17 protein-coding genes and 1 pseudogene are annotated in these 21,567 nt (G+C 67.1%); 3 read left to right on the forward strand and 15 right to left on the reverse strand.

The window, feature by feature from the left end:
* Window positions 1–120: 120 nt before the first annotated feature.
* Both QP512_RS06530 and QP512_RS06535 read left to right on the forward strand, forming a co-directional pair.
* A complete protein-coding gene (locus QP512_RS06530) occupies window positions 121–486 on the forward strand; it encodes a PadR family transcriptional regulator (protein ID WP_021203665.1) in 366 nt (121 codons plus the stop codon).
* Entirely contained in the window at window positions 483–1,472 is a 990-nt protein-coding gene (locus QP512_RS06535; protein ID WP_286071417.1) for a sensor domain-containing protein, read from the forward strand. The genes QP512_RS06530 and QP512_RS06535 overlap by 4 nt, the downstream gene beginning before the upstream one ends.
* Before the next feature lie 80 nt (window positions 1,473–1,552).
* Here the strand turns inward: QP512_RS06535 and phaZ are convergent, their stop codons facing one another.
* Together phaZ and QP512_RS06545 are read right to left on the reverse strand one after the other, a co-directional pair.
* On the reverse strand, window positions 1,553–2,860 hold the full coding sequence (gene phaZ / locus QP512_RS06540; RefSeq protein ID WP_286071418.1) for a polyhydroxyalkanoate depolymerase: 1,308 nt from the start codon (window positions 2,858–2,860) through the stop codon (window positions 1,553–1,555).
* Window positions 2,861–2,953: 93 nt separating this feature from the next.
* Complete coding sequence (locus tag QP512_RS06545) at window positions 2,954–3,544, reverse strand: class I SAM-dependent methyltransferase (RefSeq protein WP_286071419.1); 591 nt, start codon at window positions 3,542–3,544, stop codon at window positions 2,954–2,956.
* Between the two features lie 148 nt (window positions 3,545–3,692).
* Between QP512_RS06545 and QP512_RS06550 the strand changes: the two genes are divergently transcribed.
* On the forward strand, window positions 3,693–4,148 hold the full coding sequence (locus QP512_RS06550; RefSeq protein WP_286072000.1) for a CopD family protein: 456 nt from the start codon (window positions 3,693–3,695) through the stop codon (window positions 4,146–4,148).
* A 313-nt stretch (window positions 4,149–4,461) separates the two neighbouring features.
* Here the strand turns inward: QP512_RS06550 and QP512_RS06555 are convergent, their stop codons facing one another.
* The 13 genes and pseudogenes from QP512_RS06555 to uppS form a co-directional block, all read right to left on the reverse strand.
* Window positions 4,462–5,421 (reverse strand): acetyl-CoA carboxylase carboxyltransferase subunit alpha, encoded by a 960-nt coding sequence (locus tag QP512_RS06555; RefSeq protein WP_286071420.1) that lies wholly within the window; start codon window positions 5,419–5,421, stop codon window positions 4,462–4,464.
* A 113-nt stretch (window positions 5,422–5,534) separates the two neighbouring features.
* Window positions 5,535–6,404: a hypothetical protein gene (locus tag QP512_RS06560; protein ID WP_286071421.1), complete on the reverse strand. Its 870-nt coding sequence runs from the start codon at window positions 6,402–6,404 to the stop codon at window positions 5,535–5,537.
* Window positions 6,405–6,467: 63 nt separating this feature from the next.
* Window positions 6,468–10,058, reverse strand: a complete 3,591-nt coding sequence (gene dnaE, locus QP512_RS06565; protein WP_286071422.1) for a DNA polymerase III subunit alpha — start codon at window positions 10,056–10,058, stop codon at window positions 6,468–6,470.
* Window positions 10,059–10,296: 238 nt separating this feature from the next.
* Complete coding sequence (locus tag QP512_RS06570; RefSeq protein WP_286071423.1) at window positions 10,297–10,959, reverse strand: ribonuclease HII; 663 nt, start codon at window positions 10,957–10,959, stop codon at window positions 10,297–10,299.
* Window positions 10,956–12,119 (reverse strand): annotated as a pseudogene (gene lpxB, locus QP512_RS06575) (lipid-A-disaccharide synthase); the annotation flags it as partial. The pseudogene lpxB and the gene QP512_RS06570, both read right to left, overlap by 4 nt.
* Before the next feature lie 92 nt (window positions 12,120–12,211).
* The gene (gene lpxA / locus QP512_RS06580; protein WP_286071424.1) at window positions 12,212–13,003 is read right to left on the reverse strand and encodes an acyl-ACP--UDP-N-acetylglucosamine O-acyltransferase; all 792 of its coding nucleotides are present in this window, start codon (window positions 13,001–13,003) and stop codon (window positions 12,212–12,214) included.
* Window positions 13,004–13,018: 15 nt separating this feature from the next.
* Window positions 13,019–13,477 carry a 3-hydroxyacyl-ACP dehydratase FabZ gene (fabZ, locus tag QP512_RS06585; RefSeq protein ID WP_032128326.1) on the reverse strand — a complete coding sequence of 153 codons (459 nt, stop codon included), beginning with the start codon at window positions 13,475–13,477 and terminating at the stop codon, window positions 13,019–13,021.
* The gene (lpxD, locus tag QP512_RS06590) at window positions 13,474–14,496 is read right to left on the reverse strand and encodes a UDP-3-O-(3-hydroxymyristoyl)glucosamine N-acyltransferase (RefSeq protein WP_286071425.1); all 1,023 of its coding nucleotides are present in this window, start codon (window positions 14,494–14,496) and stop codon (window positions 13,474–13,476) included. The genes fabZ and lpxD overlap by 4 nt, the downstream gene beginning before the upstream one ends.
* Window positions 14,497–14,915: 419 nt before the next feature.
* Window positions 14,916–17,279 carry an outer membrane protein assembly factor BamA gene (bamA, locus tag QP512_RS06595; RefSeq protein ID WP_286071426.1) on the reverse strand — a complete coding sequence of 788 codons (2,364 nt, stop codon included), beginning with the start codon at window positions 17,277–17,279 and terminating at the stop codon, window positions 14,916–14,918.
* Between the two features lie 74 nt (window positions 17,280–17,353).
* A complete protein-coding gene (gene rseP / locus QP512_RS06600) occupies window positions 17,354–18,712 on the reverse strand; it encodes an RIP metalloprotease RseP (protein WP_286071427.1) in 1,359 nt (452 codons plus the stop codon).
* Window positions 18,713–18,768: 56 nt separating this feature from the next.
* Window positions 18,769–19,959: a 1-deoxy-D-xylulose-5-phosphate reductoisomerase gene (locus tag QP512_RS06605; RefSeq protein WP_286071428.1), complete on the reverse strand. Its 1,191-nt coding sequence runs from the start codon at window positions 19,957–19,959 to the stop codon at window positions 18,769–18,771.
* A gap of 2 nt (window positions 19,960–19,961) precedes the next feature.
* Window positions 19,962–20,798 (reverse strand): phosphatidate cytidylyltransferase, encoded by an 837-nt coding sequence (locus tag QP512_RS06610; RefSeq protein WP_286071429.1) that lies wholly within the window; start codon window positions 20,796–20,798, stop codon window positions 19,962–19,964.
* Window positions 20,795–21,562, reverse strand: a complete 768-nt coding sequence (gene uppS / locus QP512_RS06615) for a polyprenyl diphosphate synthase (RefSeq protein ID WP_286071430.1) — start codon at window positions 21,560–21,562, stop codon at window positions 20,795–20,797. The genes QP512_RS06610 and uppS overlap by 4 nt, the downstream gene beginning before the upstream one ends.
* Between the last annotated feature and the right edge of the window lie 5 nt (window positions 21,563–21,567).

Genomic DNA, 21,567 nt, shown 5'->3' on the forward strand with positions numbered 1-21,567 from the left:
GAACGAGGCTTCGATTCTGCGCGAGCGGCCTGGTCTCGCCAACCGGCACGATGACTAACGACACATTCGCTATACCGAACTTCGCACTACTGTGGACTTCAACGTAGTGGAGGGCAGGTCATGGTCGAAGACGATGTCCACCTGAAGAAGTTCCAGAAGGAGCTGAGCGCCGGAACGGTGTCGCTGGCCCTGCTGGCGGTGCTGGCCCGGGCCGGGGAGCCGCTGTACGGCTACCTCATTGCCAAGGAGCTGGAGCGGGTGGGCGAGGGCGTGCTGAGCGGCAAGCAGAGCGCGCTGTACCCGGTGCTGCGCAACCTGGAGGGCGCCGGCCTGCTGGAAAGCCACGTGGAGCCGTCCAGCAGCGGTCCGCCGCGCCGCTACTACCGCATCAATGAGCGTGGCCGCGAAGTGCTGGCGCAGTGGCGCCAGGCCTGGCAGGCCACCCGCGATTCCGTCGATTCCGTGTTGGAGGGGGTACCACAATGAACGACCCGAGCCTGGCAGGCCGCGCCCTGCCCACCACCATCCCGCAGTACCTGGCGCAGCTGCGCGCGGCGCTGGAAGGCGCCGACCCGGCGATGGTGCAGGACGCGCTGTACGACGCCGAGGAGTACCTGCGCTCGGAGCTGGCCGCGCAGCCCGGCCGCAGCGAAGCCGGGGTGATCGCTGATGTGGCCGGCAGCTACGGTGCGCCGGACGAAGTGGCCGAGATCTACCGCGAGACCGAAGTGACGGTGAACCGCGCGCTGCGTACGCCGCGTGCGGATACCGCGCCGGTGCTGCGTGCGGCGGCGGAAGCCAGTGGCGTCGAGCCGGCCTCACCGCCGCCGGCGCCGGTGCAGCGTTCGTTGCTGGCGCGCTTCTTCGGCGTGGTGACCGATCCGCACACCTACGGTGCGCTGTTCTACATGCTGCTGTCGCTGGCCACCGGCATCTTCTTCTTCACCTGGGTGGTAACCGGCCTGTCATTGTCGCTGGGCCTGCTGATCCTGATCATCGGTATTCCGCTGACCGTGCTGTTCTTCGGCTCGGTGCGCGGGCTGGCGCTGCTGGAAGGGCGGCTGGTGGAAGCGCTGCTGGGCGAGCGCATGCCGCGCCGTCCGCGTTACACCGACCGCAGCCGCACCTGGCTGCAGCGCATCGGCGACATGTTCACCGACGGCCGCACCTGGCTGACGCTGCTGTACTTCGTGTTGATGCTGCCGCTGGGCGTCATCTACTTCACCATCGCGGTGACGTTGCTGTCGCTGTCGCTGGGACTGATCTGGGCGCCGGTGGCGGCGATCTTCAGTGGCGAGATTCCGGGCGTGTACGTCGATGGCGTGAATGTACTGCCGATGGCGGCATCGCCGCTGGTGGCGATCGCGGTCGCTGCGGTGGGCGTGCTGCTGTTGCTGTTGACGATGCACCTGGCGCGCGGCATCGGCAAGCTGCATGGGTTGATCGCCAAGAACCTGCTGGTGCGGCTGTAAGCGGCAGGGGTCGGATCCCTGTTCGCAGAACAGGGCTCTGATCGCGGATCCGACCCCGGGCTTCTGGGCAGAGCGGGGGACTACCCCGCCTTGCGCCGCAACGGGGTGACGTTGCTCTTCTTCTTCGTCGCCTTCGCCGCCGGTGCTTCGGCATGGGCGGCGAAGAAGTCGCGCACCTTCGGGTACACCACCTCGCGCCAGCGGCGGCCGCTGAAGATGCCGTAATGGCCGGCACCTTCGACGATGAAATGCTCGCGACGGTCAGCGCTGATGCCGGTGCACAGCGCCTGCGCAGCTTCGGTCTGGCCGAGGCCGGCGATGTCGTCCAGCTCGCCTTCGATGCTCAGCAGGGCGGTGTCACGGATCGCCGACGGATCGACCTTCTCGCCATTGACGACCCACTCGCCACGCGGCAGCAGGAAGTCCTGGAACACCACGCGGATGGTGTCCAGGTAGTACTTGGCCGGCATGTCCAGCACTGCGTTGTACTCGTCGTAGAAGCGACGGTGCGCATCGGCGTCTTCCAGGTCGCCCTTGACCAGGTCGGTGTAGAAATCCCAGTGCGAGCTGAAGTGGCGGCTGGGGTTCATCGACAGGAAGCCGGCGTGCTGCAGGAAGCCCGGGTAGACGCGGCGACCGGCGCCGGGGTAACTGGCCGGCACCGTGTGGATGACGTTGTTCTCGAACCACGACAGCGGGTTCTGCGTGGCCAGGTTGTTCACTGCGGTGGGGCTGCAGCGCGCGTCGATCGGGCCACCCATCATCACCAGCGTGCGCGGCGTCGGTTCGCCACGGCTGGCCATCAGAGAAACTGCGGCCAGCACCGGTACGGTCGGCTGGCACACGCTCACCACGTGCAGGCGCTCAACGCCGAGGTGGCGGATGAATTCCTGGATGTAGGCAATATAGTCGTCCAGGCCGAATTCGCCCTCGCTGGCCGGCACCATGCGCGCGTCGACCCAGTCGGTCACGTACACGCGGTGGTCGCGCAGCAGCGTGCGCACGGTATCGCGCAGCAGCGTGGCGTGGTGGCCGGACAACGGCGCCACCACCAGCACGAACGGCTGGTTGAGCATCGTGTGCAGCTGGTCGGCTTCATTGCTGTGGCGCTTGAAGCGCAGCAGCTTGCAGAACGGCTTGCTCACTTCCTCATGCACCACGATCGGCACGCGCTCGCCGTCGACCTCGATTTCGTTGATGCCCCATTCGGGCTTCTCGTAATCCTTGCCGATGCGATGGAACAGTTCATTGACGGCCGCCAGGCGATCAGCGCCGGGCATCTGCGACCACCAGTGGCCCTGGTTGGTGAAGAAGCGGGCGTTGGCCTGGGCCTGGTGCACCCAGGGGGCGAGCAGGTTGCGGGTCAGTTCGTGCAGTTGATAGAGCATGCCGACCGAATATGTATGGTCATATGTTGCCGCGCAGCATATCCCATCCAGGTGTCCCGCAGGTTAAGCGGGGCAAAAAAAATGAATCCGGATTCACATCCGTTCCAGCGCCGCCGCTTCGCCGGCCAGTTCCGGGCCCAGCCACAGGTGCGAGCCGACCGGCTGCAGGCCGTGGCGGCCCAGCTCGCGCCGGTACCAGCGCGCCGGACGGGCCTGGAAGCCCTCGTGGTCGCCGTCGAATTCATCCTCGGCGGCGAAGGTCTCCAGGAAGGCCACGCCACCGGTCAGCTCGGCCACGCCGGCCAGGCCGGCGCGCAGCTCGCGGTTGGGCACGTAATGCATCACGTCCGAGCACACCAGCAGGTCGACCGGGGCGCAGGGCCGCAGCCAGGCGAAATCACCGAAGGCGGCCAGGTGCAGGTTGCGGGTTCGACCGTAGCGGCGCACAGCGTACTCGCTGCTGTCGAAGCCCAGGTATTCGACCTTCGGACGCAGCTTCAGCAACGGCGCACGCCAGGCGCCTTCGCCGCAGCCGATGTCCAGCACGCTGCGGATCGGCCGCTCCAGGTAGTACTCGGCACTGGCTACGGCCAAGGCGACCTTGCGCGCCAGGCGGGCGCTGCCGCCGATGTCGGCACGGCGGTACCAGCGTTGGAAGTAAGCGGCGTCGTAGGTCTTGTCCATGCAGGCGTCGTGCGGTCGGGAAACGGCGCCTATCGTACGGCGTCGCGGCGCGCCATGCGTCGATCCGTCGCGGCGGCGTCGCGCGGAGAGGATCGGCCATGGCATGCGAGAATGGCCGCCCATCTACGCCAGCCGCCGGAGCAAGCGCATGCAGAGCTACTACTGGGTGAAGACCTTCCACATCGTGTTCGTGGTGGCGTGGATGGCTACGGTGTTCTACCTGCCGCGCATCCTGGTGAACCTGGCCGAGACGGCGGGGCAACCGGCAGTGACCGAGCGCCTGCAGCTGATGGGCCTGCGCCTGTACCGCTTCGGTCATTCGATGTTCGGCCTGGCCTTCCTGCTGGGCCTGGTGCTGTGGCTGGGCTACAGGGTCATCCCGGATTTCCCGACCATGGTCGCGCCGGGCGGCGCCGGCTGGCTGCATGCCAAGCTGGGGCTGGTGGTGCTGCTGCTGGCGTACTTCATCTGGATCGGGCGCCTGCTGAAGGGCGTGGCCAAGGGCAGGGGGTTGCCGTCGTCGCGCGCGCTGCGCTGGATCAACGAGATCCCGCTGCTGGCGTTCATCCCGATCGTCTGGCTGGTGCTGGCCAAGCCGTTCTGACAGTCCGTTATCCGTAGAGCTATGCTTGGCTCTACGGGTTCGCTTGATTCTTCGCCAAAGCAGAAGCATCCACGCATGGCGTGGATCTACTGGGTGCAGCTGTGGCTTTTGATGTTCAGGTCCGCCATGAGCGAGCCGAGCATCGCAGGTGAAACAGGGGCGAAGAGGCGCCGATGTCTGAGCGCAGCGAGTTCGGCGCCGTCCCCTGATTCACCGAGAAGTGCAGGGAACCGGTGCGTGGCACCGGCTCGCGTTCGGCGGCGTGTTCTTTGGTTACTTTCTTGCACGAGCAAGAAAGTAATGAGCCGATGAATCAGGCGGCTTCGTACGTGCCGTAGCTGCGCAGGCGGGTGTAGCGCTGTTCCAGCAGCTGTTCGGTGGACAGCTTTTCCAGCGCATCCAGCTCGTTCAGCAGCACGGCCTTCAGGCGCTTGGCCATCTGCGTCGGGTTGCGGTGGGCGCCACCGGTCGGCTCGCGCACGACCTTGTCGACCAGGCCCAGGCTCTTCAGGCGCGGGGCGGTCAGGCCCAGCTGTTCGGCGGCGTCCTTGGCCTTGCCGGCGTCCTTCCACAGGATCGAGGCGCAGCCTTCCGGGGTGATGGTCGAGTACACCGCATATTCCAGCATCACGGTGCGGTCGCCCACGCCCAGCGCCAGCGCGCCGCCGGAGCCGCCTTCACCGATCACGGTGCAGATGATCGGCACCTTCAGTTCGGCCATCTCGATCAGGTTGCGCGCGATCGCTTCGGACTGGCCGCGCGATTCGGCATCGATACCCGGCCAGGCGCCGGCGGTGTCGATCAGGGTCAGCACCGGCAGGCCGAAACGCTCGGCCATCTTCATCAGGCGCAGGGCCTTGCGGTAGCCCTCCGGCTTGGGCATGCCGAAGTTGCGCTTGATCTTTTCCTTGGTGTCGCGGCCCTTCTGGTGGCCGATCACCATCACGGAACGGCCATTGATGCGGGCCAGACCGCCCACGATGGCCTTGTCGTCGGCGAAGGCGCGGTCACCGGCCAGCTCCTGGAACTCATCGAACATGACGCGGATGTAGTCGGCGGTATACGGACGCGACGGGTGGCGGGCCAGCTGCAGCACCTGCCACGAGGTCAGGTTGCGGAAGATCTGCGCGGTGCGCATGCGCAGCTTGTCCTGCAGCGCGTGCACTTCCGCCTCGACATTTACCGCCGGCCCGGCACTGGCGTTGCGCAGCTCCTGGATCTTGGCTTCCAGGTCGGCGATGGGTTGCTCGAAGTCGAGGTAGTTCGGATTCATCGGAAGCCGTCGTGTAAAGAAGAGGGGAATTCTAGCCGAATGCGTGCAAACCACCCGTACGCCCTCGTCTGGAAGGCGACGGTAGCGCAGCCGGGCAAAGGGCGCCAGTCAGCTCAGGGCACCACCAGGGCGCTGCGGCCCATCAGCTGGCTGCGCTGGGAGACGAAGTCGTTGTAGGCCTCGTTGGCCTCACGGCCCAGCCCGCTGCCCAGGGGGGCGGTGGCCGAGGTGAAGGCCATCTGCGCGGCGAAGTCCTGCTTGCGCAGGGCCTTCTGTTCATCGGCGGTGGTGGCCTTCAGCCAGCGCGCATAGACTTCGCGCAGCGGCGCCGCATGGGCCTCGAAGGCCGGTACCAGCGCCGGCAGGCTGGCCGGGGCGGGTTCCAGGCGGTAGGCCGGGGCCACGTAGCCGGCCGGCTGCTCGCGCTTGAACGCGCCGGGTTCGCCCATGCCTTCTTCGACGTAGGCGATGAAGTCCGGCGCGGTGAACACCTTGGCCACGATCTGGCCGCCGCTGGCGTCGACGTGGGCCACCACCTTTTCCTTCGGGAAGGGCTCGCGCACGCCGTAGGTCCAGGTCTTGTCGATGAACAGTTCGTGGTGCTTCTCGAACGGACCTTCGAAGTCGACGCCGCCCAGCTCGATGCCGGCCTTGCCGGTGCCGAAGTTCTTCAGCTTGGTCTCGTCGGTGACGTAGATCTCGCGGGCGACCACGTACTCGCTCAGGGTCGGGTTGATCAGTCCGCCGCGGCCATCGACGTAGACGATGAAGCGCACGTCGCCCAGTTTGTCGGTGTGCAGGCGGTGCTCACCGACGGCGAGCGAGATCGGGCGCGAACCCTGTGCGGCCACCGGCAGGTCCTTGCCATCGATGCTCAGCGCCAGCGGCGTGTCGGTCGGGTTGTCGATCTGGAACTCGATCTTCGACGGCGAGCAGGCGGCCAGGGCCAGAGCGGCGGCAAACGGGAACAGCAGGGTCTTCATCGGCAATCGTCCTTGATACTTGGAACGGGGAAACAGGGGTTCAGGAAAACGCGCGAGCCAGCCTCAGCTGGCCCACGGTGGGCTGTAGCGGACTTTCAGCGTGCGCACGGCCGGGTCGGCGCGCAGCGCCTCCATCAGTTTGGAGTCGATGCGCACCGCGCTCTGCCCGGAGACATCGAGCATGCCGGCCACGCCGCCCTGCGGGCCCTTCAGCAGCAGGTCCAGGCGCAGGGGGGTGCGCCCGGGGCGATGGCGGTCGAGCAGGGCATTGACGCGCTCCCATACCGGGCGCTGCTGGCGCAGGTCCAAGCGCAGCGACAGCCGGGTGGCGTAGTTGGCGCAGACTTCGTCGAAGTCCCAGCACTGGCGGATGCGCAGTGCGTAGCCGCCGTTGAACTCGTCCTCGCGCAGGCCGCCCTTGACCACCAGGATGCGGTCCTTGGTCATGAGGTGCCCGAACTCGGCCATCGCGTCGGAGAACGCGCTGCACTCGACGCGGCCGCGCCCATCTTCCAGCTGGATGAAGATCTGGCTCTCGCCCTTGCGGCGCACACCGACCACCTGGCCGGCCAGCACGGTCTGCACTTCCGGGCGCCAGCGCTTTTCGCCGCCGCCACCGCCACCGCTGTTGGCGCTCCAGATCTTCTCCACCGCGCCCAGGTCGTTGCCGACCAGGTCGCGCACGTCGTCGCGCCAGGGATCGAACGGGTGGCCGCTGAGATAGAAGCCCAGCGTGTCGCGCTCGCCGTTCAGGCGCTGCAACAGTGGCCACTCCTCGGCTTCGGGCAGGTCCAGCTGGATCGTGGTCGCGCTCGGGTCCGGGCCACCGAACAGCGAGTTCTGTCCCGAAGCGCGTTCGCGGGCCATCTGGTCGGTGGCCTTGATCACTTCCGGCAGCTGCAGCATCAGCGAGGCACGGTTGCGGCCGAGCTCGTCCAGCGCACCACAGTTGATCATCGCTTCCAGCGTGCGCCGGTTGAGCTTGGCCGAGCCGACGCGGGTGCAGAAGTCGAGCAGGTCCTTGAACGGGCCGCCCTTCAGCCGCTCCTCGACCACCGCCTCGCAGGCACCCTGGCCGACGCCCTTGATCGCACCGAGGCCGTACTGGATGGTGTCCGGGGTGACCGCTTCGAACATGAAGGCCGACTGGTTCACCTTGGGCGGCAGTACGGTCAGGCCAAGGTTGCGCACCTCGTCGAGGAAGCCGACCACCTTGTCGGTGTTGTCCAGGTCGGACGACAGCGTGGCCGCCATGAACTCGGCCGGGTAATGGCGCTTCAGCCACGCGGTCTGGTAGCTGACCAGCGCATAGGCGGCGGCGTGCGACTTGTTGAAGCCGTAGCCGGCGAACTTCTCCATCAGGTCGAAGATCGCATCGGCCTTGGCTTCGTCGACGCCGTCCTTGGCCGCGCCTTCGCGGAAGATCTCGCGGTGCTTGGCCATTTCGGCCGGCACCTTCTTGCCCATCGCACGGCGCAGCAGGTCGGCGCCGCCCAGCGAGTAGCCGCCGACGATCTGCGCCATCTGCATCACCTGCTCCTGGTACACCATGATGCCGTAGGTGTCCTTCAGGATCGCTTCGGTGCGCGGATCGGGATAGATGATTTCTTCCTGGCCGTGCTTGCGCGCGTTGAAGGAAGGAATCAGGTCCATCGGGCCGGGGCGGTACAGCGACACCAGCGCGATCAGGTCCTCGAAGCGGTCGGGGCGCGCATCCTTCAGCAGGCGGCGCATGCCCGAAGATTCGAACTGGAACACCGCGCCGGTATTGCCGTTGGCGAAGATGTCCTTGTAGGTGGGCGTGTCGTCCAGCGGGATCGCGGCGATGTCCACCGGCGGAATGCCGGCGCGCTCATGGCGCTTGTTGATCGCCTTCACCGCCCAGTCGATGATGGTCAGCGTACGCAGGCCGAGGAAGTCGAACTTCACCAGGCCCACTTCTTCCACGTCGTTCTTGTCGAACTGGGTGACCGGGTTCTTGCCCAGCCCGTTCTCGTCGTGCTCGGCGTACAGCGGGCAGAACTCGCTCAGCGGCTCGGGCCCGATCACCACGCCACCGGCATGCTTGCCGGCGTTGCGGGTCAGGTCTTCCAGCTGCAGCGCCAGGTCGATCAGGTCGCGGACATCGTCCTCGGTCTCGTAGCGCTGGATCAGTTCCGGCGAGGCCATTTCCGAGCTGGGGCCTTCCTTGCCCTTGCCCAGTGCATCCTTCAGGTGGATGCCCAGGATGTTCGGGATCAGTTTGGAAACACCATCGACCAGGCCGTACGGGAAGCCGAGCACGCGACCGGAGTCGCGCACCACCGCCTTGGCGGCCATGGTGCCGTAGGTGATGATCTGGCTGACGCGCTCGCGCCCGTACTTGCGTGCGACGTAGTCGATCACCTCGTCGCGGCGGTCCATGCAGAAGTCGATGTCGAAGTCGGGCATCGACACGCGTTCCGGGTTCAGGAAGCGCTCGAACAGCAGGTTGTACGGCAACGGGTCCAGATCGGTGATCTTCAGCGCCCACGCCACCAGCGAACCGGCACCGGAACCACGGCCCGGGCCGATCGGGATGCCCTGATTCTTGCCCCACTGGATGAAGTCGGCCACGATCAGGAAGTAGCCCGGGAAGCCCATCTTGATGATGGTGTTGAGCTCGAACTCCAGGCGCTCGAAATACTCTTCGCGGGTCTTGCCCGGCGCCAGCGGATTCTTCTCCAGGCGCTCTTCCAGGCCGTCGCGCGACATCTTCTGGATCCAGGTGTCCAGGGTCTCGTCGTCGGGCACCGGGTAGTTGGGCAGGAAGTAGGTGCCCAGCCGCATCTCGATGTTGCAGCGCTCGGCCAGCGCCAGCGTGTTGTCGATCGCATCGGGGATGTCGGCGAACAGCGCGCACATCTCCTCGGCCGACTTCAGGTACTGCTGGTCGCTGTACTCGCGCGGGCGCTTGGGATCGTCCAGCACGCGGCCGGTGGAAATGCACACGCGCGCTTCGTGCGCGCTGAAATCGGTGGGCGACAGGAAGCGCACATCATTGCTGGCCACCACCGGCAGGCCACGCTGGCCGGCCGCCATCAGCGCGAACTGGTTGAAGGTTTCCTCGCCCTCGCGGCCGGTACGGGTCAGTTCCAGGTGCAGGCCGTCGCCGAACACGCGTTGCCAGTCGGCCAGCTGCTGCTCGGCCAGCTCATGCTTGCCGTCCAGCGCCAGGCGCCCGGCCAGGCTCTGCCGGCCGGCCAGCGCGAACAGGTTGGCGTTGCCGGCCTTCAGCCAGTCCGGATGGATGGCCACACCGCCTTCCGGGCGATGGCCTTCCATCCAGGCGCGGGTCAGCAGCCGCGACAGGCTCAGGTAGCCCTCGCGGTCGCGGCACAGCAGGGTCATCCGCCACGGGTCCTGGCCTTCCTCGGCGATCAGCACGTCGGCGCCGGCGATCGGCTTGATGCCCACGCCTTCGGCCGCCTTGTAGAACTTGACCAGGGCGAACAGGTTGTTGAGGTCGGTCACCGCCAATGCGGGCAGGCCGAGTTCCACCGAGCGCGACAGCAGGTTGGCCTGCTTGGCCTTCTTCGGGTCCGCCTGGTCCGGCTTGGCCGGCACACGGATGGTGGAGTCCGCCAGCGAGAACTCGGTGTGGACGTGGAGATGTACGAAGCGGGAGTTGGACATGCCGGACCAGGTTGGAGCGCGCGGGCCCCGGGTGCTGACGGGGAAATCGTCGCCGGGGTCGGGAAGCGCTGGAGTGCCCGGTCAGGGTAGCGAGGGCAGGGGGAGGCGACAAGCTCTTGACATGCCCGGGAAGACGGCCGAGTTCAGGCGTGCTGGAGGCTGCTTTCTGTAGAGTCGGGCCCATGCCCGGCTGCTGCGGACAGCCGAGCATGGGCTCGGCTCTACACCTCCAGCAGGCTCAGGCGATGGCCGCCACAACCGGCGGCACTTCCAGGCACTCACGCACCGGGGCGAAGCTGCGGCGATGCTCCGGGCATGGGCCGTGCTCGCGCAGCGCGGCCAGGTGAGCCGGGGTGCCATAGCCCTTGTGCTGCTCGAACCCATACTGCGGGTGGCGGGCGTGCACGTCCTGCATATAGCGATCGCGCGAGACCTTGGCCAGGATCGAAGCGGCCATGATCGCGCGGTCGATGCCGTCGCCGCCGACCAGCGCCTGCGCCGGCACCACCAGGCCCTTGGGCACCACGTTGCCGTCGATGCGCGCGAAGCCGGCCACATGGGCCACCGCTGCAACAACATCGCGCATGCCCTGCAGGGTGGCCTGGTAGATGTTCAGGCGGTCGATGGTGTCGGCGTCCACCAGCACGACGTGCCAGGCCAGAGCGCGTTCGACGATGCGGTCATGCAGCTGCTCGCGGCGGGCCGCGGTGAGTTGCTTGGAATCGTCCAGGCCGTTGATGCGCGGCCGGGATGGATCGAACACCACTGCTGCCACCGCCACCGGTCCGGCGAGCGGACCGCGGCCGGCCTCGTCGACGCCGGCGACCAGGCGCTCCGGCTCGACCACCGCGGCGCCGTCGAACAACGCCAGGCTGGCCGCTGCGGCATGGCGCCGGCTCATGCCTGTGCCTGGCCGCGCATCAGCAGCTCGCCCACGGCGTCGGCGGCGCGTGCGGAGGCGTTGCGGCGCAGGCGCTCGTGCAGGCGCGCGTAGGTGTCCTGCAGGTCGGTCACCCGCTGTGGGTGGTCGAACCATTGCTGGACGGCCGCGGCCAGCTTGTCCGGTGTGCAGTCGTGCTGCATCAGCTCCGGCGCCAGGTCCTGGCCGGCCAGGATGTTGGGCAGGGCGAAGCGGTCCACCTTGATCAGGCCCAGCGCCTTGACCAGGCGGTAGGTCAGCTCGTTGACGCGGTAGCCGACCACCATCGGCCGCTTCACCAGCATCGCCTCAAGGGTCGCGGTACCGGAGGCCAGTACCACCACATCGGCGGCGATCATCGCGTTGCGTGCCTCGCCGTCGAGCACGTGCGAGAACGCCACCGGCAACGCCGAGCGTGACAGCTGCTCTTCGATCAGGCGCTTGCAGGCCGGGTTGGCCGCAGGCACCACCACATGAAGGCCCGGGATGCGTTCGGAGACCTGCCAGGCGGCTTCGAAGAACGGTTCTCCCAGGCGCGAGATCTCGCCCAGGCGACTGCCCGGCAGCACCGCCAGCACCTTGGCCGAGGTCGGCAGGCCGAGCGCGGCGCGGGCTTCCTCGCGGTTGCCCTGCAGCGGAATGTCATCGGCCATCGGGTGGCCGACGAAGCGCGCGTCGATGCCGTGCTTGGCATAGATCGGCGGTTCCATCGGGAACAGGCACAGCACCAGGTCGGCGCTGCTGCCGATCTTCTCCGCGCGCTTCTCGCGCCAGGCCCAGACCGAGGGGCTGACGTAATGCACGGTGCGCACGCCGCGCTGCTTCAGCCAGCGCTCGATGCCCAGGTTGAAGTCGGGCGCGTCGATGCCGATGAACACGTCCGGCCGCCACTCCAACGCACGCTGGCGGAAGGCCGAGCGCAGTTTCAGCAGGCGCGGAAGATGGCGCAGCACCTCGGTCAGGCCCATCACCGCCAGTTCGCTGGCATCGTGCCAGGTCTGGCAGCCGGCGCTGCGCATGGCATCGCCGCCGATGCCGGCAAATTCGGCATTCGGGAAGCGTGCTTTCAGTTCGCGTACCAGGCCCGCACCGAGCAGATCGCCAGAGGCTTCACCCGCAACAAGGGCGATCCGCAACGGGCGCTCGCTGAGCACCCGCTGCGCGGGGACGCTGCCGGCCATCGAGGCCAGCGGAATCACGGCGGCGCCGGCCGGCGCCTGGCCGGTCGCGCTGCTCATCGCAGCAAGGGCCTCTCGGCGTGCTCGATGAAGTCCAGCATCGCCTTCACGTCATCACTGTCACGCGCCTGTTCGGTCAGCTGCACCTTGGCTTCTGCTAGCGGCAGGCCCGCCACATACAGAGTGCGGTAGGCACGCTTGATGGCGGAGATGCGCTCGGCATCGAAGCCGCGGCGCTTCAGGCCTTCGCTGTTGATGCCGCGCGGGCGGCCCAGCGAATCGGTGCCGACCATGGTGAACGGCGGTACGTCGCCATTGGTCAGCGCGCCCATGCCGAGGAAGGCATGCGCGCCGATGCGGCAGAACTGGTGGGCGCCGGCGAAGCCGCTGATGATCACGTAGTCGCCCACGGTCACGTGGCCGGCCAGCGTGGTGTTGTTGGAGAACACGCAGAAGTTGCCGACATGGCAGTCATGCGCCACGTGCGTGTAGGCCAGCATCCAGTTGTCGTTGCCGATGGTGGTGATGCCGCCGCCGCCGCCGGTGCCGCGGTTCAGGGTGACGAACTCGCGGAACACGTTGCGGTCGCCGATCACCAGTTCGGTACGCTCGCCGGCAAACTTCTTGTCCTGCGGGTCGCCACCGATCGCGGCGTGACCCACGAAGCGGTTGTCGCGGCCGATCTTCGTCGGGCCGTGGATGCTGCAGTGCGGGCCGACCACTGTGCCGGCACCGATTTCCACATCGGCACCAATCAGGGTGAACGCGCCCACCTGGACGTCGTCGGCCAGGCGCGCGGCCGGGTCGATGACGGCGGTCGGGTGGATCCGTGGTGCGTTGTCAGTCATTGCTGTCTCCGTGGATCAGCCCTTGGCGCCGGCACACATGACTTCGGCCGAGGCAACGACTTCACCGTTGACCTTGGCTTCGCCGTAGTACCAGCCCATGTTGCGGATCAGGCGCTTCATCTGCACATCCAGCATCAGCACGTCGCCGGGGACGACCTGCTTGTTGAAGCGGGCGTTTTCCACCTTGACCATGTAGAACAGCTTGGACTGCGAGTCGCGGCCGAGCGTCAGCTGGGTCATCACGCCACCGGCCTGCGCCAGCGCTTCGATGATCAGCACGCCGGGCATGATCGGACGGCCCGGGAAGTGGCCCTGGAAGAACGGCTCATTGATGCTGACGTTCTTCTGCGCCAGGATGCGCTTGGCATCGATGTCGAGTTCAAGCACCCGGTCCACCAGCAGGAACGGGTAACGGTGCGGAAGCAGTTCCTGGATCTGGCAGACGTCGATCGGAAGCTGCAGCGTGTCGTTCATTCTTTCTCCTTGCCAGCAGCCAGGACGCGGCGTGCCAATGCGTCCAGCTGCTTGAAGCGCGCGGCGTTCTTGCGCCACGTGCGGTTGTCGGTCAACGGGGTGCCGGACGAGTACTCGCCCGGCTCATGGATGGAATTGCGGACCACGGACTTGCCGGTGATCACGACCTTGTCGCAGATCTCGAGGTGGCCGACCACGCCGACATGGCCGCCGAGCAGGCAGTAGCGGCCGATTTTGGCGCTGCCGGCAATGCCGGTGCAGCCGGCGATGGCCGAGTGCGCGCCGATCTGCACGTTGTGCGCGATCTGCACCAGGTTGTCCAGGCGCACGTCTTCGTCCAGCACGGTGTCTTCCAGGGCACCACGGTCGACGCAGGTGTTGGCGCCGATCTCGCAGTCGTCGCCGATGCGCACGCCGCCGAGCTGCGGCACCTTGATCCACTTGCCGGCGTCCATTGCCAGGCCGAAGCCATCGGCACCGAGTACGGCACCGGGGTGGACGCGCACGCGCTTGCCGAGCGTGACCCGGGTAACCAGGGTGACCCGGGCGATCAGCTCGCAGCCGTTGTCCAGGTTGCAGTCCTCGCCGATCACGCTGCCGGCGCCGATGATGCAGTTCTCGCCGACCACGCTGCGCGCGCCGATGGAGACGAAGGGACCGATATGGGCGCTGGCCGCGACCCGGGCGCTGGGATCGATGACGGCGCTGGGGTGGATGCCCGGCGGGCGCGTCGGTGCGATGTCGAACAGCGCGGCGATCTTGGCGAACGTGGTGTACGGGTCCTTGGCAACGAGCGCGGCGCCGGGGGCGGCTTCGGCGTCGTCGGCACGCAGGACCACCAGCGAGGCCTGGCTGTCGGCCAGCTGGGCGCGGTAGCGCGGGTTGGCGAGGAAGGTCAGCTGGCCAGGACCGGCATGGGCGAGGGTGGCCACGCCATGGATGGCGGTGGCGGGGTCGCCATGGACCTGCAGGCCGAACTGCTCGGCGAGTTGCTGGGCGGTGTAGGTGGGAGTATTCACGGCGGGAGTTTAACGTGAGACGCCATTTCGGTCATGCGGGGGGGCATGCAGCCAACGGCAGGGCCACTCGCGGCCGGCAGAGCCAGTGTCATGGGCTGGGTCGGACGGGGCGGGGCTGCGGGGGGCGGCGCAAGTACGTCCATGTAGCCTTGGTCGCCGCATCCATGCGGCTCACACCCCCGCAGCCCCGCCCCGTCCGACCTCCGACGGCGTGGCGCGAGTGCCAGCCACGGAAAAACAGAAAAGATCAAAAGCAGAGCGGGCGTTTCCGGCATCCGGGCCAAACGAAAACGCCGGGCAGAGCCCGGCGCTTCGCATCCCGTCTGGTGGAGAGCCCCCCTTTGTTAAGGGGGGCGCGCCAGCGGCGCGGGGGATAGGAGGGATGCGCGTGCAGTTCTGGCGAACCGCCACGCGGTTCGTCAGAACTGCCCACCGAACGTGAATTGCAGGCGTTCGATCTTGTCGCCGTCTTCCTTCTTCAGCGGGAACGCGTAGCTGATCGAGATCGGGCCGACGGGGGCGCGCCACAGCAAGGCCACACCCGTGGAGACGCGCAGCTCGTTGGCCTTGAAGTTGTCCACGCCGGTATAGACGTTACCGAAGTCGACGAAGGCCGACACGCGTGCCGACGGGCTGTCGAACAGGCGCGGGAAGTAGGCTTCGACCGAACCGACGGTCTTCAGCGAACCACCCAGCGGCTGGCCTTCCGGATAACCGGCGGTGACTTCGCGCGGGCCGAGGGTGTTGTCCTCGAAGCCGCGCACCGAGTTGGTACCACCTGCATAGAAGTTCTCGTAGAACGGCAGGCCCGATGCAGTGACAGAGCGCAGGTTGCCGTCCTTGTCCGGCACCATCGCGGTCTTGTCCTTGCCGTAGCTGTCGCCGTAGCCGATTTCGGCGCGGGTATTGATGACCAGCGACGGCATGATCGGCCAGTACTTGCTGATCTGGTAATTCAGCTTGTAGTACTCGATGGTCGAGCCCGGCAGGGTGGTCTCCAGGCCAACACGCTGGTAGGTACCGCGGGTCGGCATGAAATAGTCGTTGCGCGAGTCGCGTGCCCAGCCCAGCTCCGTGCGCCATGCGTGGAAGGTCTTGCTGCCCAGCACGTTGATGTAGTCGATGATCGACTGCGGGGTGGAGCCCTGGTAGGTGGTGATCTGGTTGCTGTCGATGCCGAACATCAGCGAGACGGTGTCGGTCTCGGTGATCGGCACGCCGAACACCACCTGCGCCGAACCATTGGTGCTGTTGTACTGCGCGGTGTTGAAGTCGGAGTAGTCCAGCTCGCGCCAGGACAGGTTGTAGCCCAGCGACACGCCGTCATCGGTGAAGTACGGGTTGGTGTAGCTGAAGCCATAGCGCTGCAGGTAGCTGCTGCGCGAGGCTTCCACCGACACGCGGTTGCCGCCGCCGAGGAAGTTGTTCTGCGACAGCTGCACCGACGTGGTCATGCCGTAGGACTGCGAGTAGCCCAGGCCGAACACGAAGCTGCCGGAGGTGGTTTCCTTGACGTTGTAGACGACGTCGACCTGGTCGTTGCTGCCGCTGACGGCCGGGGTTTCGACGTCCACCGACTCGAAGTAGCCCAGGCGCTGCAGGCGGATCTTGGAACGGTCGATCGCGGCCTGCGAGTACCAGCTGTTCTCGAACTGGCGCATTTCGCGACGCATCACTTCGTCGGAGGTGCGGGTATTGCCGCGGAACAGGATGCGGCGCACCGACACGCGCGGGCCCGGAACGACCTGCATGTTGATCGCCACGGTCTGGTCGGGGCGGTTGGTGGTCGGGATCGGGTTCACCTTGGCGAACGCGTAGCCGATGTTGGACAGCGAGTTGGTGATGGTGTCCGAGCTGAATTCCAGCAGCGCACGCGAGAACGTGTCGCCCGGCTTCTGGATCACCATGCGCTCGACGTCCTCCTGCGGGAGGATGGTGTCACCGCTGACCTTGATCTCGGAGATCTTGTACTGCGCACCTTCGGTCACGCCGGCGGTGAGGAACATGTCGCGCTTGTCGGGGCTGATCGAAACCTGGGTGGAATCGATGCTGAAGTCGACGTAGCCGCGGTCCAGGTACCAGGAGTTGAGCTTTTCCAGGTCGCCGGACAGCTTTTCCTTGGAGTACTGGTCGTCACGGCGGTACCACGACGCCCAGTTGTGCTCCTTGGATTCCCAGGTCTCCAGGATGTCCTTGCTCTCGAACTTCTCGGTGCCGACCAGGTTGACGTGGCGGATCTTGGCTGCCTTGCCTTCCTTGATCGCGATCGCGATGTCCACGCGGTTGCGGTCCAGCGGGCTCACGGTCGGGGTGATCTCGACGGTGTACTTGCCGCGGTCGTTGTACTGGCGGCGCAGTTCCTGGGTCACGCGGTCCAGGCTCAGGCGGTCGAAGGTGCCACCCTCGGTCAGGCCGATGTCGGACAGGCCCTTGAGCAGCTGCTCGGACTTGATGTCCTTGTTGCCGGTCACGGTCAGCTTGTTGATCGCCGGGCGTTCCTTGACCGTCACCACCAGGATGCTGCCCTGGCGGTCCAGCTGTACGTCTTCGAAGAAGCCGGTCTTGTACAGGGCGCGGATGGTCTCGCCGACCTTGTTGTCGGTGATGGTCTCGCCACGTTCCACCGGCAGGTAGGTGAACACCGTGCCCGAGCTGATGCGCTGCAGGCCGTCGACGCGGATGTCGCTGACAGTGAAGGGCTCGGCTGCCTGGGCCAGGGCGGGAGCGCCGGTGACGGCGGCGAGGGCGAGGGCCAGCAGGCGGCGATTGGGGAGTCGCGTCATGTCACGTCCGGTAGGAAGGTCGATTTCATTGGTGCGGGATGCCGACGCTGTAGACGGCAACAACGTGGAAAAGTTCATCGCGGGACCAGGCCGAGGATGTCGTTGTAGAACGCCAACCCCATCAGCCCGGCCAGCAGCGCCAGGCCGATGTATTGGCCGGCGGCGATGGCACGCTCGCTCAGCGGGCTGCCCTTGACCAACTCGATAAGGTAATACAGCAGGTGGCCGCCGTCCAAGATCGGGATCGGCAACAGGTTGATGATGCACAGGCTGAGCGACAGCAGGGCCAGGAACTGCAGGAACCAGTCGAGGCCGCGTTTGGCCGAAACATTGGCCACGCGGGCGATGGTGACCGGCCCGGAAACGTTCTGCAGCGAGGCTTTGCCGGTGACGATGCGGCCCATCATGCCCAGCGAATCGGCGGCCAGGCGGCCGGTTTCGCGCACGGCGACGGTCACCGCGTCCAGCGGCCCGTAGCGCAGCAGGGTGTCGTAGGCAGGGCTGTAGGTGGTGGGGAAGCCGACGCCGATCTGCCAGACCGGGTTGCCCCTGCCATCCTTGCCCTGCCGCGGGGTGACTTCCAGTGCGAGGCGTTCACCGCCACGCAGTACCTCGATCATGCCGGGGCCGCCGGCACGGCCCAGGGCCTGGATCTCGCCGATCACCTGGTCGACGCTGTCGATGCGCTGGCCGTCGATCGCTACGATCAGGTCGCCTGGCTGCAGCTGCCCGGCCACCACTGAATCGGCGGTCAACGAGTCGACCAGCGCTGGTTGCAGCCACGACTGCCAGTACAGGCCCGCCAGGATCGGCACCCGTCGTTCATCGAAACCGCTGGGCAGCTGCGACAGCGGCAGGGTGCGCACGTGCACCTGGTCTGCGGGGTCGAGCACTTCCAGCTTCACGTCGCGGCGATCCATCGCGGCCGCGGTCAGCGCCATGCTTGCCTCACCCAGCGTGACCACCTGGCGGTCATCCACGCGCAGCACGCGGTCGCCACTGACCAGGCCGGCGCGGGCGGCGATGCCATCGACCCGGCCGATGGTCGGCGAGTAGTCCTGCTTGCCGATCACGAACATCGCCCACAGCAGCAGGATGCACAGCAGCAGGTTGGCGATCGGCCCGGCGGCCACGATGGCGATGCGCTGCCAGACGGTCTTGTGGTTGAAGGCCTGGCCGCGCTCGTGCGGGTGGACTTCAACCTCGCGCTCGTCGAGGAACTTCACGTAGCCGCCCAGTGGAATCGCGGCGATGGCGAACTCGGTGCCGTGCCTGTCGCGGCGCGACCACAGGGGGCGGCCGAAGCCGACCGAGAAGCGCAGAATCTTGACCCCGCACAGGCGCCCGACCCAGTAATGCCCGAACTCGTGGAACGTGACCAGCAGCCCGAGGCTGACGATCATCCACCAGACCGATCCGATGAAGTCAGTCATGCAGGCTCACATTGGCGGGCAGGGGCGGCGTCGTCATGCGTGTGCGAGGCGGTCGTTCAGGCGGCGTCGATGGCGTTCAGGGTCAGCTGGCGTGCCCGCTGGTCGGCGGACAACAGGACCTCCAGTGTATCGGCTGCTTGCGTCGGCAGTGTTGAAAGAGCGTTAGCTACGAGCTCCGGGATGGTCAGGAAACCGATCCGGCCCTGAAGAAACGCTGAAACCGCCTCTTCGTTGGCGGCGTTCAGCACCGCCGGGGCAGTACCGCCGGCCTGCATGGCCTGCCAGGCCAAGGCCAGGCAGGGGAAAGCGTCGGTGTCGGGGGCTTCGAAATCCAGCCGGCCCTGCGCCAGCAGGTCCAGCCCGGCCACGCCCGATTCGATCCGTTGCGGCCAGCCCAGTCCGACCGCCAGGGTGGTGCGCATGTCCGGCAGGCCCATCTGCGCCAGGGTCGAGCCGTCGACGAACTCGACCAGCGAATGCACCAGGCTCTGCGGGTGCACCAGTACCTCGATGCGCTCACCGGGGATGCCGAACAGGTGGTGGGCCTCGATCACTTCCAGGCCCTTGTTCATCAACGTCGCCGAATCGACCGAGATCTTCGGGCCCATGGACCACTTCGGGTGGGCTACGGCCTGGGCCGGGGTAACCTGGGCCAGCTCGGCACGGCTGCGGCCACGGAAGGGGCCACCGGAGGCGGTCAACAGGATCCGGCGCACGCCGGCGCCGTCGATGCTTGCGTCGCGCGAGCGCAGGCACTGGAAGATCGCGCTGTGCTCGCTGTCGATCGGGATGATTTCGGCGCCTGCGCGTTCGGCGGTACGGGTCAGCAGCTCGCCGGCCAGCACCAGCGATTCCTTGTTGGCCAGGAGGATCCGCTTGCCTGCGGCGGCGGCGGCCAGGGTCGAGGACAGCCCTGCGGCGCCGACGATGGCCGCGACCACGGTGTCGCAGGCATCGCTGGCGGCCAGCTGGTCCAGCGCGGCATGACCGGCATGGGCCTGCGTGGCAAGCCCGGCGTCGCGCAGGCCATCGCGCAGCTCGGCATACAGCGATTCATCGGCGATCACCGCGTGCGCGGGCGTGTGCAGGCGGCATAGCGCCAGCAGCGCCTGCACCTGGCGGCCGGCGGCCAGCACCGTGGCCTGGTAGCGCTGCGGGTGGCGGGCGATCACGTCCAGCGTGGAGGCACCGATTGAGCCGGTGGCGCCGAATACGGCGACCCGGCGCAGGTCTGCGACAGCATTCATGGTCAGAACCCGAAGATTTCCTTGCCCAGCGCGAACACCGGCACGGCGGCGAGGACGCCGTCGACACGGTCGAGCACGCCACCATGGCCCGGAATCAGGTTGCCCGAGTCCTTGGCACCGGCGTGACGCTTGATCAGGCTTTCGAACAGATCACCCAGCACCGAGGCGAACACCGCCACCACCGAGGTGATCAGCAGGCCCGGCAGCTGCGCGACGTCGATGCCCGCCAGCCAGCCCAGGCCGACGGCCACGGCGACACCGGCCAGCAGGCCACTGAACAGGCCTTCCCAGGTCTTGTTGGGGCTGATGCGCGGCGCCAGCTTGTGCCTGCCGAAGCGACGGCCGGCGAAGTAGGCGCCCGAATCGGCTGCCCACACCAGTGCCAGCGCGGCCAGCAGCCACAGGTGGCCCTGCTTGCCCGGCGGGTCACCGCCGGCGTGGATCAGCACCAGCGCTGCCCAGGCCGGAACGATGGCCAGGGTGCCGGCCAGCATCTTCACGATGCGCGAGGGCGCCGTCGGCTGCGCGCCGAAGTTGAAGAAGCGCAGCCAGACAAGTGCGGCCAGCCACCAGGCGACACCGGCCAACGTGGTGATCTGGAACAGCACCAGCGTGCTGCCATCGGCCCACACCAGCAGCACCATCAGCAGCAGGTTCAGCACCAGCAGCACGGTGCGCGCGAGGGTGTCTTCGATGCCGGACAGCTTCAGCCATTCCCACAGGCCGATCAGCAGCACGGCGGCGGCGGCGGCGGCCAGCCATTGCGTCGGCAGCAGCAGGATCGCAGCGATGGCGACCGGCGCCATGATCAGCGCGGCGAGGACTCGGGTCTTGGTCATGGGCTGGAGGTCTCGGTGGCCAGTGCGGCGATCTGGGCGCTGGTCAGGCCGAAACGACGTTCGCGGCTGCCATAGGCGTCAAGCGCCTGCTGCAGCAGGTCGGCGTCGAAGTCCGGCCACAGGGCCTCGGTGAACCACAGCTCGGTGTAGGCCAGCTGCCACAGCAGGAAGTTGCTGATACGGGTGTCGCCACCGGTACGGATGAACAGGTCCGGCGGCGGCAGGTCGGCCAGGGCGACCTGGCTGCCCAGCAGCGATTCGTCGATCTGTTCGGGCAGCAGGCGGCCGGCGGCGACTTCCGCGGCCAGGGCACGTGCGGCGCGGGCGATATCCTGGCGGCCACCGTAACTGGCGGCAATCGACAGGGTCAGTGCGGAATTGTCGGCGGTGCGTTGTTCGGCCAGCTGCATGCGGCTGACCAGGCCGGCACCGAAGCGCTCGCGTTCGCCGATGAAGCGCACGCGCACGCCGCGCCGATGAAGTTCGTCCACTTCGCGGTCGAGCGCGCCGAGGAACAGCTTCATCAGGGCATCGACTTCTTCCTGCGGCCGGCCCCAGTTCTCGCTGGAAAACGCGAACAGGGTCAGCGCCGGAATGCCCAGTTCAAGGCAGCGCTCGATGGTACGGTTGACCGCGCGCGCGCCGGCACGATGGCCGATCACGCGCGGGCGACGGCGCTGCTGTGCCCAGCGACCGTTGCCATCCATGATGATGGCAACGTGGCGGGGCAGGGCGGCCGGCAACGGAGGCGGGACTGAAGGCATCGACT

This window comes from Stenotrophomonas sp. 57, assembly GCF_030291075.1.
Classification (GTDB): Bacteria; Pseudomonadota; Gammaproteobacteria; order Xanthomonadales; family Xanthomonadaceae; genus Stenotrophomonas.

Coding starts and splice junctions, on each gene's coding strand:
- QP512_RS06530 (WP_021203665.1), top strand. CDS start 121: ATGGTCGAAGACGATGTCCACCTGAAGAAGTTCCAGAAGGAGCTGAGC.
- QP512_RS06535 (WP_286071417.1), top strand. CDS start 483: ATGAACGACCCGAGCCTGGCAGGCCGCGCCCTGCCCACCACCATCCCG.
- phaZ (WP_286071418.1), bottom strand. CDS start 2,860: ATGCTCTATCAACTGCACGAACTGACCCGCAACCTGCTCGCCCCCTGG.
- QP512_RS06545 (WP_286071419.1), bottom strand. CDS start 3,544: ATGGACAAGACCTACGACGCCGCTTACTTCCAACGCTGGTACCGCCGT.
- QP512_RS06550 (WP_286072000.1), top strand. CDS start 3,693: ATGCAGAGCTACTACTGGGTGAAGACCTTCCACATCGTGTTCGTGGTG.
- QP512_RS06555 (WP_286071420.1), bottom strand. CDS start 5,421: ATGAATCCGAACTACCTCGACTTCGAGCAACCCATCGCCGACCTGGAA.
- QP512_RS06560 (WP_286071421.1), bottom strand. CDS start 6,404: ATGAAGACCCTGCTGTTCCCGTTTGCCGCCGCTCTGGCCCTGGCCGCC.
- dnaE (WP_286071422.1), bottom strand. CDS start 10,058: ATGTCCAACTCCCGCTTCGTACATCTCCACGTCCACACCGAGTTCTCG.
- QP512_RS06570 (WP_286071423.1), bottom strand. CDS start 10,959: ATGAGCCGGCGCCATGCCGCAGCGGCCAGCCTGGCGTTGTTCGACGGC.
- lpxA (WP_286071424.1), bottom strand. CDS start 13,003: ATGACTGACAACGCACCACGGATCCACCCGACCGCCGTCATCGACCCG.
- fabZ (WP_032128326.1), bottom strand. CDS start 13,477: ATGAACGACACGCTGCAGCTTCCGATCGACGTCTGCCAGATCCAGGAA.
- bamA (WP_286071426.1), bottom strand. CDS start 17,279: ATGACGCGACTCCCCAATCGCCGCCTGCTGGCCCTCGCCCTCGCCGCC.
- rseP (WP_286071427.1), bottom strand. CDS start 18,712: ATGACTGACTTCATCGGATCGGTCTGGTGGATGATCGTCAGCCTCGGG.
- QP512_RS06605 (WP_286071428.1), bottom strand. CDS start 19,959: ATGAATGCTGTCGCAGACCTGCGCCGGGTCGCCGTATTCGGCGCCACC.
- QP512_RS06610 (WP_286071429.1), bottom strand. CDS start 20,798: ATGACCAAGACCCGAGTCCTCGCCGCGCTGATCATGGCGCCGGTCGCC.
- uppS (WP_286071430.1), bottom strand. CDS start 21,562: ATGCCTTCAGTCCCGCCTCCGTTGCCGGCCGCCCTGCCCCGCCACGTT.